Source organism: Paenibacillus amylolyticus, from assembly GCF_003719335.1.
In the GTDB taxonomy this organism is placed as follows: Bacteria; Bacillota; Bacilli; order Paenibacillales; family Paenibacillaceae; genus Paenibacillus; species Paenibacillus amylolyticus_D.
On sequence record NZ_RIAS01000005.1, the window covers coordinates 170,237 to 188,998 of the forward strand.

16 protein-coding genes are annotated in these 18,762 nt (G+C 45.6%); 15 read left to right on the top strand and 1 reads right to left on the bottom strand.

Annotation, left to right across the window (positions count from 1 at the left end):
• Positions 1-116 precede the first annotated feature (116 nt).
• From EC604_RS11580 to EC604_RS11650, 15 genes are all read left to right on the top strand, one after another.
• Positions 117-1,463, top strand: coding sequence for an ABC transporter substrate-binding protein (locus EC604_RS11580; protein ID WP_123064321.1), 1,347 nt, complete (start codon positions 117-119; stop codon positions 1,461-1,463).
• A gap of 117 nt (positions 1,464-1,580) precedes the next feature.
• Positions 1,581-2,462, top strand: coding sequence for a carbohydrate ABC transporter permease (locus tag EC604_RS11585; protein WP_123064322.1), 882 nt, complete (start codon positions 1,581-1,583; stop codon positions 2,460-2,462).
• The gene (locus EC604_RS11590; protein WP_123064323.1) at positions 2,462-3,286 is read left to right on the top strand and encodes a carbohydrate ABC transporter permease; all 825 of its coding nucleotides are present in this window, start codon (positions 2,462-2,464) and stop codon (positions 3,284-3,286) included. Before EC604_RS11585 ends, EC604_RS11590 begins: the two co-directional genes overlap by 1 nt.
• Before the next feature lie 85 nt (positions 3,287-3,371).
• Positions 3,372-4,361 (top strand): LacI family DNA-binding transcriptional regulator, encoded by a 990-nt coding sequence (locus EC604_RS11595; RefSeq protein WP_123064324.1) that lies wholly within the window; start codon positions 3,372-3,374, stop codon positions 4,359-4,361.
• 193 nt (positions 4,362-4,554) lie between these two features.
• Positions 4,555-5,526: an alpha/beta hydrolase gene (locus EC604_RS11600; protein WP_123064325.1), complete on the top strand. Its 972-nt coding sequence runs from the start codon at positions 4,555-4,557 to the stop codon at positions 5,524-5,526.
• 119 nt (positions 5,527-5,645) lie between these two features.
• Entirely contained in the window at positions 5,646-6,620 is a 975-nt protein-coding gene (locus EC604_RS11605; protein ID WP_123064326.1) for a carbohydrate kinase family protein, read from the top strand.
• The gene (gene gtfA, locus EC604_RS11610; protein WP_123064327.1) at positions 6,589-8,079 is read left to right on the top strand and encodes a sucrose phosphorylase; all 1,491 of its coding nucleotides are present in this window, start codon (positions 6,589-6,591) and stop codon (positions 8,077-8,079) included. The genes EC604_RS11605 and gtfA overlap by 32 nt, the downstream gene beginning before the upstream one ends.
• A 23-nt stretch (positions 8,080-8,102) precedes the next feature.
• Positions 8,103-8,918, top strand: coding sequence for an alpha/beta hydrolase (locus EC604_RS11615; protein ID WP_123064328.1), 816 nt, complete (start codon positions 8,103-8,105; stop codon positions 8,916-8,918).
• Positions 8,919-9,029: 111 nt separating this feature from the next.
• The gene (locus tag EC604_RS11620) at positions 9,030-10,808 is read left to right on the top strand and encodes a sensor histidine kinase (protein WP_123064329.1); all 1,779 of its coding nucleotides are present in this window, start codon (positions 9,030-9,032) and stop codon (positions 10,806-10,808) included.
• Positions 10,808-12,421 carry a response regulator transcription factor gene (locus EC604_RS11625; RefSeq protein WP_123064330.1) on the top strand — a complete coding sequence of 538 codons (1,614 nt, stop codon included), beginning with the start codon at positions 10,808-10,810 and terminating at the stop codon, positions 12,419-12,421. The genes EC604_RS11620 and EC604_RS11625 overlap by 1 nt, the downstream gene beginning before the upstream one ends.
• A 198-nt stretch (positions 12,422-12,619) precedes the next feature.
• Positions 12,620-14,155: an ABC transporter substrate-binding protein gene (locus EC604_RS11630; RefSeq protein WP_123064331.1), complete on the top strand. Its 1,536-nt coding sequence runs from the start codon at positions 12,620-12,622 to the stop codon at positions 14,153-14,155.
• Between the two features lie 82 nt (positions 14,156-14,237).
• The gene (locus tag EC604_RS11635; protein ID WP_123064332.1) at positions 14,238-15,161 is read left to right on the top strand and encodes an ABC transporter permease; all 924 of its coding nucleotides are present in this window, start codon (positions 14,238-14,240) and stop codon (positions 15,159-15,161) included.
• A gap of 12 nt (positions 15,162-15,173) precedes the next feature.
• Positions 15,174-16,067: a carbohydrate ABC transporter permease gene (locus tag EC604_RS11640; protein WP_123064333.1), complete on the top strand. Its 894-nt coding sequence runs from the start codon at positions 15,174-15,176 to the stop codon at positions 16,065-16,067.
• Between the two features lie 31 nt (positions 16,068-16,098).
• Entirely contained in the window at positions 16,099-16,905 is an 807-nt protein-coding gene (locus EC604_RS11645) for a Nif3-like dinuclear metal center hexameric protein (protein WP_123064334.1), read from the top strand.
• A gap of 187 nt (positions 16,906-17,092) precedes the next feature.
• Complete coding sequence (locus tag EC604_RS11650; protein WP_123064335.1) at positions 17,093-17,968, top strand: divergent polysaccharide deacetylase family protein; 876 nt, start codon at positions 17,093-17,095, stop codon at positions 17,966-17,968.
• On the opposite strand, the gene EC604_RS11655 is transcribed toward EC604_RS11650, so the two are convergent.
• The gene (locus tag EC604_RS11655; protein ID WP_123064336.1) at positions 17,943-18,692 is read right to left on the bottom strand and encodes an N-acetylmuramoyl-L-alanine amidase family protein; all 750 of its coding nucleotides are present in this window, start codon (positions 18,690-18,692) and stop codon (positions 17,943-17,945) included. The genes EC604_RS11650 and EC604_RS11655 overlap by 26 nt on opposite strands.
• Positions 18,693-18,762 lie beyond the last annotated feature (70 nt).

The following is an 18,762-nucleotide window of genomic DNA, read 5'->3' on the forward strand; positions in this document are numbered from 1 at the left end:
AACTCTCTTTAAAACTTATGTCAACCGGTTGACATATTGGATTCTCACCGTTTATGATAAAGCTGTATTCAAAATGTAAACGCATTCATAACAAACACCAGGGGGGAAGTTAAGAAATGAAAAAGACATGGGTACCGTTTGTTGGCGTATTGATACTGATGTTGGTCATCACTGCCTGTTCCTCGGATAAAACAACAAATTCTTCAGCACAGGGTTCTGACAAACCGGCTGGAGAGGCTTCAAAAGAGGTGAAATTGACCTTTTTTAACACATCCGCTGAAGTCAACGGTGTTTTTGAGAAATTGTTTAAAACATATCATGAGCTGCATCCTGAGGTAACCATCGAGCTCATTCCAACCCCGATTGGTGGAGCGCAGCTAGAGAAGTTCCAATCACTGCTTGCTTCAGGAAACCCGGCTACAATTGCCAATCTGGATGCAGGTACAATCCTGCAGTATAAAGACAAATTCCTCAATCTGGATTCGGAAAAGTCGACGTATGAAGGGTTAACGAAGCCTGGTGCGGTAGATGGAGCCCTGCTGGATGGTCAGTTTTTGGGTATTCCTTGGACAGCACAAGGGTATGGGCTCTTATACAATAAACGGGTAGTCGAAGAGGCGACGGGAGGCTCCTTTGATCCGAACAGCATCAAAACCCGCGATGATCTAGAGGCTGTTTTTAAGAAAATAGAGGCTGCAGGCAAGGCGCCTGTCATGCTCCATGGTGCTGACTGGTCTCTCGGAGCACATTATCTGGGACTGACATATTCCCTTCAATCCAAGAACGTGGAAGATAACCGCAAATTCGTTGAAGATTTGGAAAAAGGAACCGTTTCTCTTGCCGATAATGCGGCTTTCAATGGATTAATGGATACCTTCGACCTGCTAAAAAAATACAATGCACGTGCCAAAGACCCACTGGTGGCAGATTACACCAAGGATAGTACAGATTTTGCCAAAGGAGATGCAGCCTTTTATTTTATGGGTGACTGGACATGGGCTGTTATTGGTAACTTGGAAGGCCGCGACAAAGAGTTTGGCATGATCCCTGTTCCGATCAGCAACAATCCTGAAGATTACGGAAATACACAAGTGGCTTACAGCGAACCAAAACTCTTTGCTATTGATAATTCAGGTTCCACGGAAGCGCAGCAGGCTGCAGCCAAGGCATTTATTCAGTGGATGGTAACCAGTGATGAGGGACAGGATGCGATTGTAGCGCAAATGGGGCTGGCACTGCCATACAAAGACGTCAAAGTGAAAAGCAGTAACATTTTATCTGAAGCAGTGAATAGTTACGTAGATCAAGGTAAAGTGCTGAATATCAGTGTAATTAACTATTTACCGCAGGATTACTGGGCGAAAACGGGTGCGTCGATGCAAAAATATTTGGCCGATGTAATTGATCGAAAAGGGCTTATAGATGAAGTGCAAGCATACTGGGCAAGTCAGGCAGGAAAATAGAATCTTTAAATATCTGAAAGAGGATGTGCCTCGATACAGGGCGCGCATCCTCCATTCATCGAGTTGTTCTTTAGATCATTTATCAAACCGTTACCAAGGGAACCACAGGAGGTCAACATGGATAGAAAAATACGGATGAGAAATGCAGGAACCTTCCTACTCTTTGGAGGCCCTTCCGTCATCGCTTTTCTCGCAGTGGTTGTGATCCCGTTCGTTGTTGGTTTGTATCTTACATTCACCAATTGGGATGTGCGCACCGGGGATAACACGTTTATCGGTCTATCCAATTATATTGCGGTTTGGCAGGATAAAGTGTTCTGGACTCAATTATGGTTTACCCTTAAATATGTATTTTTCACCGTCATTATCGCAAACGCTGCTGCTTTTTTTATCGCCCTGACGCTGACGGGTGGCGGAAGAGGCGAGCAATGGCTTCGTACTGGTTTTTTCACTCCCAATCTGATTGGGGGCATTATTCTCGGATATCTTTGGCAGACTTTGTTCTCACAAGTACTTCCTTATTTAGGGCAGAAGTATGGCTGGTCCTGGTTTGAAACATCTTGGTTAACCAGTACAGACACAGCTTTCTGGGCGCTCGTTATCACAACGTCATGGCAGTTGATTGGTTATCTCATGATCATCTATATTGCCGGCTTTGCCGGGGTTCCTAACGATGTACTCGAAGCTGCCAGCATCGATGGGGCAAGCCGCATGGCGACGATTCGCCGGATCATGCTGCCGCTAACCATTCCAGCTATTGTGATCTGTGTATTTATTTCGATTTCTCGCTCGTTTCTGACCTACGATATCAACCTTGCGTTGACCAAAGGGGGGCCGTTTAATTCTACGGAGCTGGCAACCTATCATATCGTGCAAAAGGCATTTTTGTCTAACCAGTACGGGGTCGGTCAAGCGGAGGCTGTGGTGCTCTTCGCCGTAGTCGCCATTATTGCGTTGACACAATCGTATCTGCTCAAGAGATTGGAGGTCGAGTCCTGATGTCGATCCGCCAATTTCTTCCTTCGTTGAAAAAAATACTGCTATACGTGCTGCTCTTTCTTTTTCTCACGCCGTTTTTGATGATTATTATGAACTCATTCAAATCGACCCAGCAGTTCGTGGAAAATCCGTTATCGCTGCCAACAGGAATTCAACTGGATAACTACGTCAGTGCATTTGACAATATGAATTTTCTGGACGGATTTCTGAACTCGTTGCTGATTACCGTGGGCTCCGTATTGCTGATTCTTTTTTTCTCATCCATGACGGGTTATCTGTTTGTTCGTTTCAAATGGCGCGTGAACGGCATTCTTTTCTATGCGATGCTGGCTTCACTAGCTCTACCGTTTCAGGTATTAATGATCCCGCTAGTGATGCTGTACGGGAATATGAGTCTGCTCGACTCGAAACTAACCTTGCTGTTTATGTACCTGGGTTTTGGTGTTCCTTTTGGCGTATTTACGTTCCACGGATTTATCAAGGGTATCCCGTATGAACTCGAAGAATCGGCTTTTATTGAGGGTAGCTCGCGTATGCGGACGTTCTTCCAGATTGTGCTTCCCCTGTTAAGGCCGGTATTTGTGACGTTGATCGTGCTGGATGTCTTATGGATCTGGAATGACTATTTGCTGCCAAGCCTGGTGCTGTTATCGCCGGAGCACAAAACATTACCACTATCTACGTACAATTTCTTCTCGTCCTATTCAGTGGATTATGCACCGCTTATGGCCGGGTTGATTATGACGATAGTTCCGGTATTGATCATGTATTTGCTTCTGCAAAAACAGATTATCAAGGGAATAACAGAGGGGGCATTGAAGTAGCATTGAAGTTCAACATGTGAACTGGAGTGAAATGGAAAACGATTAAGCTTATAATGGATTAAAAAGAGCAAGGTGGTTAACGGTTATGCCCAAGATTGATGATGTTGCCAAAAAAGCAGGAGTATCGGTTACAACCGTGTCCCGTGTATTAAATAATAGAGGATACATTAGCGAAGAAACGCGCGAAAAGGTCTATCGGGTAATGAAAGAGCTCGATTACCAACCCAACGAGATGGCCAGAGCTTTGTTTCGTAAAAAATCCAATATGATTGGTCTGATCATTCCAGATGTATCCCATCCTTTTTTCAGTGAGATGACTTATTATCTGGAATATTATGCGGACAAATCCGGATATAAGCTTTTATTATGCAATTCTAATCGAGATGTTGGCAAAGAAAGCAAATACATTGATATGTTGAAAAAAAACAAGGTGGACGCGATCATTACAGGAAGCTCTCTCCTTGAAGTAGAGCATTACCTGAATCTGAATCTTCCGATTGTTTCATTGGATCGTGAAGTGGCCGACAACATTCCGGTCGTTTCTTCGGATAACGAGATGGGGGGCAGGCTGGCTACACAGCTACTCCTTGATAAGAATTGCAAACAGCCAGCCTTTCTCTATCGAGGGATTGGAGGGCCACACCATGTCGCTTTGCTTGCAAACGGCAGGGCACAAGGATATGAAGAAGTGATGCGGAATGCTGGACTTGACCCGATTCACCTGCAACTGGACGCTTCAGCCCGGGATGAACAGGAGATCCAAGAAGAGATTATGCGTTTTCTGGCGCAGTATCCCGCGGTTGATGGTATATTTGCGAGCAGTGATGTCATTGCTGCCGAAGCTGTGCAGGCTTCCCGTCAGGCGGGAAAACGGATCCCTGAGGACATGCGAATTATCGGTTATGATGACGTAAAGATTGCTTCTCTGCTCAGTCCACGTCTGAGTAGTATACGGCAGCCGATAGAGGAGATGGCTGAACGAATCATCGGCTTGGTTGTAAAACAGATTCAAGGAGAAGAAATTCCGAGTACAAACCTGTTTCCAGTCCAGCTGATTGAGCGGGAAACGACATAGAAGGGGTGCTTTCGAGAAAGCACACTTTCTGTTTGCTATGTATGTCAACCGGTTGACATACAGGGTGTAAGCATATCTTTCACCCATTATAAACTTCGTAATAATGTTCGTGTAAATATCTATTATTTAACTTATATCGTTCATTGCTGTAGTTTCAACAATTAAACATTGGATTAAGACAGGGGGATACAGGATGGATTTTATGAGCAGGGTTGCACCGGAGCTACGAGCGGGTTTGTTGGGACTTGAAGTTATACAGTTGCCAGAAGACCTGATGAAAGCACGTACAAATGCAGATATGAATACATCACAAGTTGATCTGACTTCAAATGCAGTTGAAATCGCAAATGAGTATATTCAAGGAACGGATGGAAATGAATTGCAGCTTCGCATCTATACCCCGGCACATCGGGATACAACCGAAAGACCGGCGCTATTGTGGATTCATGGGGGTGGAATGATTCTCGGAAGCCCCGAGGGGGATGATCAGCTTTGTACGGATTTTGCGATTCGAGCGGATTGCATCGTTGTCTCTCCGAATTATCGATTGGCACCGGAACATCCTTATCCTGCAGGGCTTGAGGACTGTTATAGCACACTTCAATGGATGTCAGAAGAAACCTTTGCACGAGGAATAGATATGAAGCGTATCGCCGTTGGGGGAGCCAGTGCAGGCGGGGGATTGGTAGCAGCACTTACCCTGTTGACAAGAGATCGGAAGGGGCCCGAACTTTGCTTTCAGCTACCGCTTTATCCGATGCTGGATCATCGGAATGGCACATCGTCCAGCTATGAGATGACGCATCCTTCGATATGGAATCGGGCGCATAATGTAGCGGCTTGGAAGATGTATCTCGGACACCAATTCAACGGTGATGTTCCTGTATATGCTTCTCCCAGCCTTGCTACCGATCTTGCAGGTCTGCCGCCCGCATATATTTGCGTGGGTGAGCTGGATCTTTTCCGGGATGAGATCATAGAGTATGTGGCTCGTCTGGCCAGAGCAGGAGTTAAGGTTGAATTTCATCTGTATCCGGGTTGTTATCATGCTTCAGAGCATGTTGCTCCCGAAGCGGAGAGCAGTCAGCTGATTCGAGCTGAGTATATTGAGCGTTTGGTTCAAGCATTAAAACATGAACCGGAGAGGGGAACCTCTGATTTTTGAAAAAAGTGATCGTCTTACTGAAAGCATTGTACAGCACGGAGCCCTACAATAAAGGAGTCATGTCAGTCAGGTAACAACCTTTTTAATGAATACGGTGATTGGTTCGGGGAGGAATCAGGATGATTGGGCTGGATGAATGCATGAAACTGGAGGAACGCTCCAATGATCTTTTGGCCATAGGGGAACTGTTAGTAGATATGATATCGAATGAATATGGTGATTATCTTTCTGACGGGTATACACGTTTTTTTGGAGGAGCGCCCTCCAACATTGCCATTAATGTCAATCGAATGGGCATCCGTTCGCGTATCGTCTCAGCTGTAGGGGAGGACGGATTCGGCACTTTTCTGCTGAATCGTCTGGATGAAGCAGGCATGGATACTCGCGGGGTTCGGCGCGTTAATGAAGCGACAAGCATGGTTGTTGTTAGCAAAAGCAAGGGTACACCCGTCCCGATTTTCTATCGGGCGGCTGATTTTCAGCTATCATTTGATGCAACGCTCGCGGAATGGCTTCACAATTCCAAAATCGTTCATTTCTCTTGCTGGCCGTTGTCTCGCCAACCTGCGAGAGAAACCCTTGAAAAGGTTATTGTTGAAGCAAGGAAGCATGGTGTATTGATCGGTTTTGATCCCAATTTCCATAAGATGATCTGGCAGCCGGGAGAAGATGGTGCGGCCTATGTACAATCGATCATTCCGCAGGTGGATTTCATTAAACCTTCCAAGGATGATGCAGATCGTCTTTTTGGCGAAGCATCTGCTGAAGAACACCTCCAGCACTTTTTAGCGTTAGGGGCACGACTGGTCATTCTGACGTTAGGTGAAGAGGGAGCGCTGGTTTCGAATGGCCAAGAAACAGTGAGATTTGCGACCTGTGCAACAAAGGTTGTAGATACGACAGGGGCAGGTGACGCGTTCTGGTCGGGGTTCTATACAGGTCTGGTGAAAGGATACACGCTTCGGGAAGCAATAAAATCAGGTTTTGCCGTAAGCGCGTACAAATTGAAATATCACGGTGCGATTGTAGAACTGCCAGCTCTGGGGGCGATCAGAGAACAGTATGGGTTGGAAGAGGGTGAGCGTTTTGCTTAAAAATCAGGTTCAATTAATTACCTATCCGGATTCGCTCGGTGGCAATCTGAGTACACTGAATCATTTGCTCCTGAACGAACTGGCTGGTCTTTTTACAGGGGGTGTGCACATTCTGCCGCCTTTTCCTTCATCAGGAGATCGTGGATTCGCTCCATTAACTTATCTGGAGATTGATCCTGTCTTCGGCACGTGGGAAGACATTCGATGCATAGGCGAACATACGGATATACTAGTTGACCTGATGGTTAACCATATTTCACAGCAATCGCCCTATTTTCAGGATTTCCTCCGGAAAGGGCGATCTTCCGAGTATGCCGATCTTTTCTTAACCCTGGATAAGGTGTGGGCTGACGGAGTGCCAGTACAGAAGGACATTGACCATATGTTTTTGCGTCGCGAAGTGCCCTACTCTACGTTTAGAATACATGAGAGCGGCGAAGAGGAGAAGGTATGGACAACGTTTGGCAAAACAGATCCCTCAGAACAGATTGATCTGGATATACGTGCGGCGATTACACAGCAACTGCTACGTTCATTTTTTGAGAACTTCAAGAAAAACAATGTCAAAATTGTGAGACTGGATGCTGTTGGCTATGTTATAAAAAAGCTGGGGACCAGTTGTTTCTTTGTTGAACCGGATATTTACATTTTCCTTGACTGGGTGAAGTCACTAGCGGACGAATTGGAGATCGAGTTGTTGCCTGAGGTTCATGCCCATTACAGTGTACAGTACAAACTGGCCGATTTTGGTTGCTGGATTTACGATTTCATATTACCATACCGGGTGCTGGAGACGTTAATCAACCGCTCAAGCGGAGAATTGCGTCGTTATCTGGCGAACAGACCTGCCAATCAGTTCACCATGCTGGACTGTCATGACGGTATTCCGGTCAAACCCGATCTTGATGGACTGATACGCACAGATGAGGCGCAGCAACTGGTGGACATCTGTCTGGAGCGGGGAGCCAACCTTAGCCTGATTCTGTCAGATAAACATAAGTCAGAGGATGGTTTCAATGTGCATCAGATCCGGTGCACATATTACAGTGCTTTGAACGAGGATGATGATGCTTATCTGGCAGCGCGAGCCATTCAGTTTTTTGTACCGGGCATTCCCCAGGTCTATTATGTCGGACTGTTCGCTGGGGAGAATGATCTGGAGCGGGTAGCCGAAACGGGGGAAGGTCGAGAAATCAATCGTCAGAATTACACAATGGAGGATATCGAGCAGCAGTTGGACAAAAAAGTGGTGCAGCGTCTTATGGAGTTGATCCGCTTCCGCAACAGCCATCAGGCTTTTCAAGGCGAATTCAACGTTCTGGATTCGCCGGATAATCAGCTCTGTCTGAACTGGAAGCTGGATAATCAGCAGTGCAGTCTGACGGTTGACCTCCAAACGTATCAATCCGTCATACATTACTCGGACCCGTCCGGGTGCCTCGTAGCATATCGGATTTAATCCATAATCAGGAGGTTGCTAACATGGCTACAGTACAGGTAAACTTTTTCTCAAAAAGCATGCGCAGAGAGGTATCGTTCAATGCTCTGTTGCCTGTAGACTTGCCCGTCATTCCGGGTCACTCCGAAGTAGTGAACGAACAGGAACCACTGAAGTCTATATACCTGCTGAACGGATACTCTGGTAGCCAGTGGGACTGGATCACCTTCTCGCGTATTCGCGAGCTTGCTGACCGACATCGGTTCGCTGTGTTTATGCCGGCAGGTGAAAATCATTTTTATCTGGATGATGAAGATAAGGGTGATCTGTACGGACAATATGTAGGCAAGGAATTGGTAGAATTCACACGCGGATTATTTCCTCTCTCTGTGCGCCGTGAGGACACATATATCGGTGGTTTGTCTATGGGGGGGTATGGTGCGATCCGGAATGGTCTGGAATATGCGGAGCATTTCGGTGGCATCATTGCGCTGTCCTCGGCGATTCTGCCTTACAAAATAGCGAATGCGCAGCGGGGTTACTCTGACGGAGTAGCGGATTATAAATACTTCAGCCGGGTTTTCGGGGATCTGAGCCAGCTGGAAGGTAGTAATAAAGATCCGGAGGCTTTGGTGATGCAATTGAAGGAAAAGAGCGCGTCGATCCCTGACATCTATATGGCCTGCGGCACCGAGGACTTTTTATTGGATGTGAATCAACGTTTTCGGGATTTCCTGCAACGTGAGCATGTTCCTGTGACCTACACGGAGAGTCCGGGGGGGCATAACTGGGATTTTTGGAATGAATATATCGCCCTTGCACTGGAATGGGCAGGACAGGGCAGACAGTCTAACGAATAAGCACCTTATCATAGATTGTACCAAGCCTCTGGGGGGTCGTGTGTCAACAGCGACTGTTCAGGGGCTGGTTGATTATCCGGTTAGCACGGAAGACAAGAGAAGAGGGAACGCATGAAGAGAAAACACTTACTCCGTAACAGAAGCATCGTATTCAGACTATACACCCAGATCACGGTTATTTTGGTTATTCTCTTCGCGGCTCTTCTTTTGAGCAATATTTATTCGCTTCAAGTGGTTCAGAATCACATCGTTAGCAATTCGGAACACACACTGGCGATCTATACTGAATCTATTCATAATAATCTGGATATCTACGCCAAGGATCTGATGGAGGTATTCGAAAATCAAGCCGATTTCGCCAGGGACTATGGGGAGCAATATATACGTTCTGGTCACGAAGGGGACTACTTTAAAGAAGTGAGGCTGATCAACGCGCTCAAGTCTAAGATGACGAATAATTATGCGAGCGATGGCATGTTTGTTCAGATTACACGTGATGAAAGACTGCTGACCCTGTTTGGCAATCGGATCAATTCCTCGAATAAACTGGCTTTATCAGACTTTTTGAAGCACCAGAACTGGCGGGACATTCAGGTACAGGATAATAAGGAAGGTCACTGGAGCATTGTACAAGTGAACGATATGTTTTATTTGTTCAAATGCATCACGTACGGGGAAGTGACCTTCGGGACGTTTGTTCAGGCTGATAATTTACTTTCACGGACAAGTCGGGAAGCAGATTCAGCCAGCCAATTTGTACTAAGTGGTCAAGATGGTCGTATTCTGACAACGGTCAGCGGTAATGTCATAACAATCACGAAGGACTTGGCAACGACCGAGCAGGAATTGGGTAGTCGTTACCTTTTCGTGAGCAAATCGATTGCCGAATTCGGTCAAATGACTAATATCGTTACGAAACAAAGTGTATTTTCCGGACTGAAATTAATTCAATGGCTGATCATCGTGCTTGGTGTCGTCTCCATGGTTGTCGTGCCGCTTCTCATGAGATTTATCACCAAAGAGATGCTTCGTCCGATTCTGGAATTGGTTAGGGCAGCCAAAGAGGTTGAAAAAGGGCAGACGTTCTTCCCGCCCCCTTCCAGAGAGTATTCGCTTGAATTTATGAAACTGTTCCATGCATTCCAATCGATGGTTCATGAGATTACACATCTGAAGATTCAATCCTATGAAGAGAAAATTGAGAAGAGCCGTGCAGAATTAAAAGTGTTACAGATGCAAATTAGACCTCATTTTTATCTGAATGCCATATCTACCATCTCCAGTCTCACCTATCAAAATCGGAATGAAGAAATTCGGCGTATGATCCAGATGTTATCCCAGCATCTCCGTTATATGTTCAAGGCGGAACAGATGCTTGTCAGCATTGATGAAGAGATGGGTCATGTTGAGAATTACATTCGCATGCAGGAAATTCGCTACCCGGATCAGATCTTTTATATGACGGACCTGGAACCGGCAGCGGGTGATATTCGTATTCCGCAACTGCTGATTCAGACATTTGTGGAAAATTGCTTCAAACATGCCCTTACGTATGGAGAGATGTTATCTATTTTTATCCGAGTGCACATGGAGAGGACAGCAGATGATGGCGCTTATGTTCAGATCGTGATCGAGGACAACGGTGAAGGATTCCCGCAAGCGTGGCTTCAACAATTCCAAACAGCCGTAAGGGCAGGGGATGAAGGTGAGCACGTAGGCATCGCAACCATGCACAAAACGTTGCAGTTATTATACAAACAGGATAATTTGCTGGTGCTGTCGAGCGGCGTGGCATCTTCAGGAGCCAAGATCGAAATACGGATACCTGTTTCAAACGAAACGATTCCGGTGTCCATTTCTGAGTCTAGCATGGGAGTGGGGGGAGCTTGATGAAATGCATGTTGATTGACGACGATATCCCTACGGTTCAGGTGTTGACAGAACTTATCCCTTGGACAGCATATGGTTTTAACGAAGTGTCACAGGCTCACTGTGTTCAGGATGCACAGACGTTGTTTGCCGCAGGTATTCCCGATTTGGTCATTTGTGACATTGAGATGCCCAGGGGCTCCGGAATTGAGATGATTCAGTGGATCAGAGAACAAGGATATGACTGTGCTTTTATATTTTTTACATGTCATGAGAGTTTTGACTTTGCTTCCACTGCGATTTCATTTCATGCGGACTCTTACTTACTCAAGCCCTTGAATCAGGAAAAGCTCGAAGCGGCTGTCATGAAGGCTGTTGGAGGATTGAAGTGGAGAAGGCAGATGGGAGAGTATCACAAATTTGGTATGGCGTGGCTGAAAAATAAAGGACTGGTCGAGGCCAGCTTCTGGACCGATATTTTGATGGCTACCATCTCGCCCCGGCTCGATCTGATTCAGGGAGAGATTCTTAAACGCGAGCTGACGATCAAGACAGAAAAATCTTATGTGCTGGTGCTTGCAAGTGTGTTTTTATCCGAAATCGATGAAAGATGGAATGAAAGTACATTCCGATATGCATTTGCCAATCTCAGTTCGGAAATCATGTTGCTGCGACTTCAGTATGACCGGATTGTTTCTTATCAGAAGAATAGTATGTTGTATGTTGCAGTTATATTGGACGAAGATCATACTAGTCAGATCCAGCTGGAAGAACGTGCTACAATGCTGATTCAATTGATGAATGAATACTTGAAATGTATGGGAACCTGTTATATTAGCAAGGCGAAACCTATAAACGAGTTGTCCGGGGTGAAGGCAGAACTGGAGCGCATGGATCATTCAAATGTGATGTTTCGAGGCAAGGTTCATGGACAGCTTACCGTATTTCAACGAGAACAACCGGAACGATATGATCTGGATACTCAGATGTATACCAGCTTGTTTATCGAGCGGGAGAAAGCCCAGATTGTGAACCGGTTGAAAAAAGATTTGGAACAACTCGTTGCCAAAAATCAGCTGCATGCTGAAACGCTGCAAGTGATACGTGAGGATTTCCTTCAAGTGGTTTATGCGATTTTGGCTAAGAAAAACGTACAGGCACATCAGCTTTTTACGGATCAGCTTGCGCAACAGTTGTATGTTAAATCGGAGCACAGCATTTTTGATTTTATGAAATGGGCTCACCTTGTCACAGAACGTACAGTCGAAACGATTAAGGAAAGTCAGCGTTCGGAAGGCATTGTCGATAAAGCGATGCGTTATATACACGACAACTACACCAAGGATCTAAATCGTGAGGAGGTGGCTGCTAGTGTATTTCTAACGCCGGACTATCTTGCCAAGGTTTTTAAACAAGAAACGGGACTAACGATGAAGGAATACCTGAATGACTATCGAATCAAAGCAGCAAAACTTATGTTAATTGAAAGCCGCTTGAGTATCGGACAGATTGCGATGGAAACCGGATACGAAACGATTTCATACTTTTCTACCGTTTTCAAAAAGCTTACAGGAGAAACGCCCAACGCCTACAGATCCAGACATAGTTATGACCGGGGGAAGAATGAAGTTTAACGTTTGGAATTCAGGGACATTTGCCCATAATGTACGACTCTGCTTTATTTTGAAGCAGGGTTTTTGTTTTGACTGAACTGATGCAAAATTCAAACCGTTTTTACGAAAAAACAGACCGTTTTTGTTAAAGCTGTAATCGCTTCAATTTTATAAAATGAGAACGAATAGAAGCACGACATAAGGAGGTCATGAAGCAAGATGAAAACAAAGAGATTATGGGGTTCCCTGCTGTCACTTGTGCTTTGCGGTTCTCTTCTGGCGGGATGCGGGACGGAATCTTCCTCTTCCACTGCACAAGAGGGGAACGCTTCACAGAAGGTGGACAAAGTGGTGTTCGCCATGCCTTCATTCAACCGTATTCCCGATGATATCAGTAAGGTTACAGCCGCAATCAATGCCATAACCGTTCCGAAAATCGGGGTTGAAGTGGATTTCAGACTATATGGTCCGGCTGATTATGCACAAAAAGTAAATCTTGCATTGCAAAGCGGTGAGCAAATGGATGTGTTCACAACGTTAGGACAATTCACGAACTATGCATCCAAAAACCAGTTATACCCACTGGAGGAGCTACTGCCGCAATATGGTAAAGAGTTGACACAGATTTTGGAAAAGGACTTTGGTCCGAATCTGCTTGATGCAACCACGATGGACGGACATATCTACGGTGTTCCGGTAAATAAAGGCATGTCACTGCCAACCAACATCGTGTACAACGCCGACATGCTGAAGGAATCCGGTCTTACAGCGGATCAAATGACGTCACTGGATGATCTGCCAGCTGTATTTGAGGCAGTCAAACAAAAACATCCAGACGTGATTCCCTTTGGTCCAGTCAATGTGAATCCAAGTGATACCAATCTCGTTCTGGCGCTGAAAGGGATGCACAAGATCGATTTCCTGTCAGATACTACCGGTATTGGTGTAGTTGTAGGAAACGACGGGAAAGTTCAAAATTTCTATGATACAGATGCATTCAAACAGGGCGCCAAGATGATGAGAGATTGGTTTGAAAAAGGGTTTCTGGAGAAAGATGCCGCGACGACATCCATTTCTTTCTCCGATACGATCGCTTCAGGGCGCGGTTTTTCCTTTCTGGGTGGATACAGCGGGATGGAAGCAGCCAAAGCGCTGAGTGCACAAACGGGCAAAAACCTCGAAATGAAACGTCTGGTGCCGTACTACTTCGATACCGGTGCAGTTAATCTGGTGAGCTGGATGGTGTCAAGTACAACCAAAGTTCCCGAAGGCTCCGTTAAGTTTCTGAACATGTTGTATACCGATCAGCAGTTGATTAATACGATTCTTTACGGTATTGAAGGCGAGGATTATGTCAAAGTAGATGAGCATCATGTGAAGTTCCCGGATGGCATGGATGCATCCACCGTCCCGTATACAGCCATGCTGAGCACGGGGATTGTAGGCTCCGAATCTTTGCAATACCAGCTGGAGGGCGTGAACTGGTCGGATGTGGAGTTGAAACTGAAGGAGAACAAGGAGACAGAGCGCTCACCGTACTTCGGATTTATCTTTGATCCTAGTGAAGTGAAGACGCAAATGAGTGCAGTTACCAATGTGGTCAATCAATTTTTACCTGCTCTTGTAACGGGTGTTCTTGATCCTGATGCGACGATTCCTCAATTCGTAAAAGCATTAAATGATGCGGGAGCTGCGGATATTATTGCGAGCAAACAGAAACAGCTGGATGAGTGGATCGTGCAGCAGAAGAAATAAAACGTGGATGAACGTTTAATGTGGGGCGCTGTATGGCTAAGAAGCAATGCAGCCGCTTTACATTAAGGATGAGAATGGAGCGATGACTGTGAAAACCAAATCCGGAGGGCTCAGAAAAACATTGCCGCTACTGCTGCTCGCTGCTCCTGGTCTGTTATATTTTCTAATCAATAATTATTTGCCAATGGCCGGTATCTTTATCGCGTTCAAGGATGTGAACTATGCCAAAGGCATATTCGGAAGTGACTGGGTAGGCTTTGATAATTTCAAATTTTTGTTTCAGACGAGTGATGCCTGGATTATGACTCGCAACACCTTGTTATACAATTTGGCGTTTATCGTACTGGGGACGATGCTGTCGATCTTAATAGCAATTCTAATGTCCGAATTGATAAAAAGCGCATGGTCTAAGCTGTTCCAGTCGGGGCTTGTTTTACCTAACCTGATTTCGATGGTGGTTCTGTCCTATATCGTGTTTGCCTTCCTGAATGCAGACAGCGGTTTTATTAACAATTCAATTCTGAAACCCCTTGGTATTCCAGAGATTAACTGGTATTCCGAGGCGAAGTATTGGCCTTATCTGCTCGTGTTTATACAATTGTGGAAAACAGCCGGTTACGGTTCCATCGTGTATATCGCTTTTATCTCCGGGATTGACAAAAGCATCTATGAAGCTGCCAAGATCGACGGGGCAGGCAAACTCAAGCAGATTTGTATGATTACGCTACCTTTATTGAAGCCAACTATCATTATACTGACCCTGATGTCTATCGGTCGTATATTCAACTCCGATTTCGGCTTGTTCTATCAAGTGCCGATGAATGCTGGGGCGCTTTATAGCACAACGCAGACCATCGATACGTATGTGTACCGGGCACTCATGCAGGTCAATGATATTGGAATGTCAGCCGCTGCGGGGTTGTATCAATCGGTTGTGGGATTCATTTTGGTCATGGCTGCGAATGCGATTGTCAAAAAAGTGAATCCTGAAAATGCATTATTTTAGGGGGAGACACAGGTGATACAAACTAAAGGTGAACGCGCTTTTCATGTGTTTTCCATCGTCGCTATGGTTATATTTACGTTACTGGCATTTCTGCCATTTATGCTGATCATTATGGCATCCTTTACGGAGGAGTCTTCGTTAATTCGTAACGGTTACAGTTTCTTTCCTGAAAAAATGAGCATGGATGCTTATGTATACATGTGGTCTTCTGCTTCTACTTTTGTGCGGGCGTATGGTGTATCTTTTCTTGTTACTGCATTGGGAACGGCACTTGGATTGTTAATTACAAGCATGCTGGCTTACCCGATGTCTCGACAGGATTTCAAATATCGCAATATGCTGGCGTTCATCGTGTTTTTCACGATGTTGTTCAGCGGGGGAATTGTACCTTCCTACATTCTGTGGACGAAGTACTTTCAGATCAAGGATACACTGGCCGCCCTTATTATCCCGAATCTATTAACGAATGGATTTTATGTACTGCTTATTCGAAATTTTTATAAAAATAATGTACCTGTTGAACTGATCGAATCAGCTCAGATTGATGGAGCTTCAGAGCTCCGTATTTTCTACCGCATGATGCTGCCTCTGTCCGTACCCGTACTGGCAACAGTCGGACTGTTTATGGGACTGGCGTATTGGAATGACTGGATTAACGCCCTTTATTTTATTACGAAGCCCCAGTACTATGGTATACAAAACATGTTGATTCGTCTGATGAATAACATTCAGTTTCTCAAGTCAGGTCAGGCCAGCAGTATGCTTGGGGCCAATGCTGCTGAGTTGCCAAGTACGGCAGTCCGCATGGCGATGGCGATTATCGGCATATTACCTATTCTGGTCGTATTTCCTTTCCTTCAGAAGTACCTAACCAAAGGTATCATTGTGGGTGCAGTTAAAGGTTAATAACCACTTAAAAAAACTAGGGGGAATCCACGTGAATGTACAGCAAGTGATGGGGACGGTTATGCAGGATTCCTGTGGAGATCAGCGTCTATCACCAACGGGCGATGTTCTTGTCACAGGAGAAGGAGACACTGTAGTGACAGGCATTGTGACGACGTATATGGCAACGGTTGAGGTTATTCGGCAGGCTCATGCAATCGGAGCTAATCTGATTATTACACATGAGCCCACCTTTTATACCGGGGCAGATCAGCTCGACTGGATACAGCAAGATCCGGTATATGAAGCCAAACGCAAGCTTATTGAGGATTACGGTATGGCGATCTGGAGATATCATGATTATATGCACATGGCGAAGCCAGATCGAATCTACACCGGTCTGATTCGAGAACTAGGCTGGGAGTCAAGGCAGGTTGATTATGCTTTTCCGTGGATTTATGAGGTTGAACCCGTGCGGCTTGTTGATTTGGCGGAGGAGTTAAAGCTAAAGCTAAAGATGGATGTGCTACAGGTAGTGGGTAGCACAGATATGACATGTTCCCGCATTGGAATTCTTGTTGGAGGTGGAAGCCTCGGATTAGGCAAGGAATCGATGCCGATGGAACTGATGAAAGAGCAGAAACTTGACGTCATGATCTGCGGCGAGATTACGGAGTGGACGTTGTGTGCGTATGTCAATGATGCATCGATGCTTGGATTAAACAAGGCTATGTTAGTCATCGGTCATGAGCGAAGCGAAGAATGGGGAATGAAACATATGGCGGAATGGTTACAGCCGCTTGTAGGGGATATTCCGGTTCATTTTATCGATGCAAAAGAGCCGTTCCTCTATTTTTAACTCAATCAAAAATCATTTAGTGATTCCTTGCAGAAAATTTGTGCATAAGTCCACATGATAAGCTTGCTCTGATGCAGGCTTTTTTTATGTTCAGAAAGTCCTAGAATGAATTGGGAAAGAGAGCTTACATAGAACTGTGGCTGAAATCAAACAATGAGAACACCACGTTTAAAGGAGGCTGCAGAGCATGATACGTAATCAAGAGAAACATGGCTACTCGGTTAAATTGAAGTTTTCATTTTGGATTTTCCTGTGTGTCATAATAAGTGTCATTGGATCAGGAGGAACTGGAGTTTCTGCCATGCCTGCGACGTTACCGGAGCCGGCTTTATCATCATCTTCTCAGCCGAATCGAATGGCTATCATTATTGATGATGTGGGCAACGATATGAGGGGCACGGCAGAGATTCTCGATATGCCTGTGAAGCTGACGGTGGCTGTGATGCCCTTTTTACAAACGACAAAGAAAGATGCGATCGCTGCTCACGAAAACGGGATGGATGTGATTGTTCACATGCCGATGGAACCCAAGAAGGGCAAGCCCGAGTGGCTTGGACCAGGGGCCATTACATCCAATCTGACGGATGAGCAGGTTCGCGAACGGGTTGAAAAGGCCATTGATAATGTGCCTTATGCCATCGGCATGAACAATCATATGGGTTCTAAAATTACTTCGGATAAACGCATTATGTCCATTATACTGGATGTATGCCTGGAACGTGGTCTCTTCTTTGTGGACAGCCGTACGAATTTTCGTTCTGTGGTTGGTGATCTCGCGATAGCCAAAAACATGCCGCCTGTGGGCAATGACATTTTTTTGGATGACCATAATTCAAAGGCGCACATCCGCAAGCAGCTTGATCTGGCTGCTCAGCGTGCAGTTGAGAAGAAAAGCTGCGTTGTCATTGGTCATGTCGGTCATACAGGCATGAATACTTCTGCAGTGATAAGGGAGTCAGTCTCTAGGTTGCAGAATCAAGTTCAATTTGTAGGCATCGGTGATATGGTGCGGGATGTATGGCATTGGCAGGCAGCACCTACACTACCGACAGATAATAAATAATCCCTTCCGCAATCGACTGGGCAATTCGCTTTTGTTCTGCGGGATCACTGATTCTTGCCCGGTCAGCTGAATTGCTTAAAAAACCTGTTTCCACAATTACAGCCGGATGCTTCACATAATTTAGCATGTAAAATGGCTTGCCCCAGACGACTTCCCGATGTGTACCACATAAGCGATTCATGGCATCCTGGATCGATTGAGCCAGCAGATAGCTGCGCCCCTCTTTCTGATGAAGCACTACAGGGCCGTGAGTAGCTGAACGTGGGCTCCAGTTCGCATGAATGCTAACAACGATATCGGTGCTGACTTCCTCACTGAGGCTTTTACGCTGTGCGAGATCCCTGATGTGACGTGAGCGGCTGTTTAACCAACGGTTTTCATCACTAAGTGCGTAATCACCAAGACGGTTAATCATGACTGTGTAACCTTTGCCGCGAAGCAGTAAGTATATCTTTTGACTGATCGCTAAATTGATGTCTTTTTCCAGAACACCTGCTTCAGTTGTTCCTCCGTCAATCCCTCCGTGGCCAACATCCAGCAGGATAACGGGTGCCGCAAAAGCATGGTGGCTTGAGCGATAGGAATCTCCGTCCGTGATTGGCAAGATGGATGGCTGGTTGGCAGATGGATCAGGGCGAATCAGCGCGGAAGCGGAAGAGAGACCGGAAAGGGAAAAAACACTGATCAGAATAGCTGTAGAAATCGTCAGCAGCAACTTAAACATCGAATTACACACTCCTTCAAGATATTGGTATTGAAGCACAAAGAGAGGCAAGATGGATACCTTTGGCATT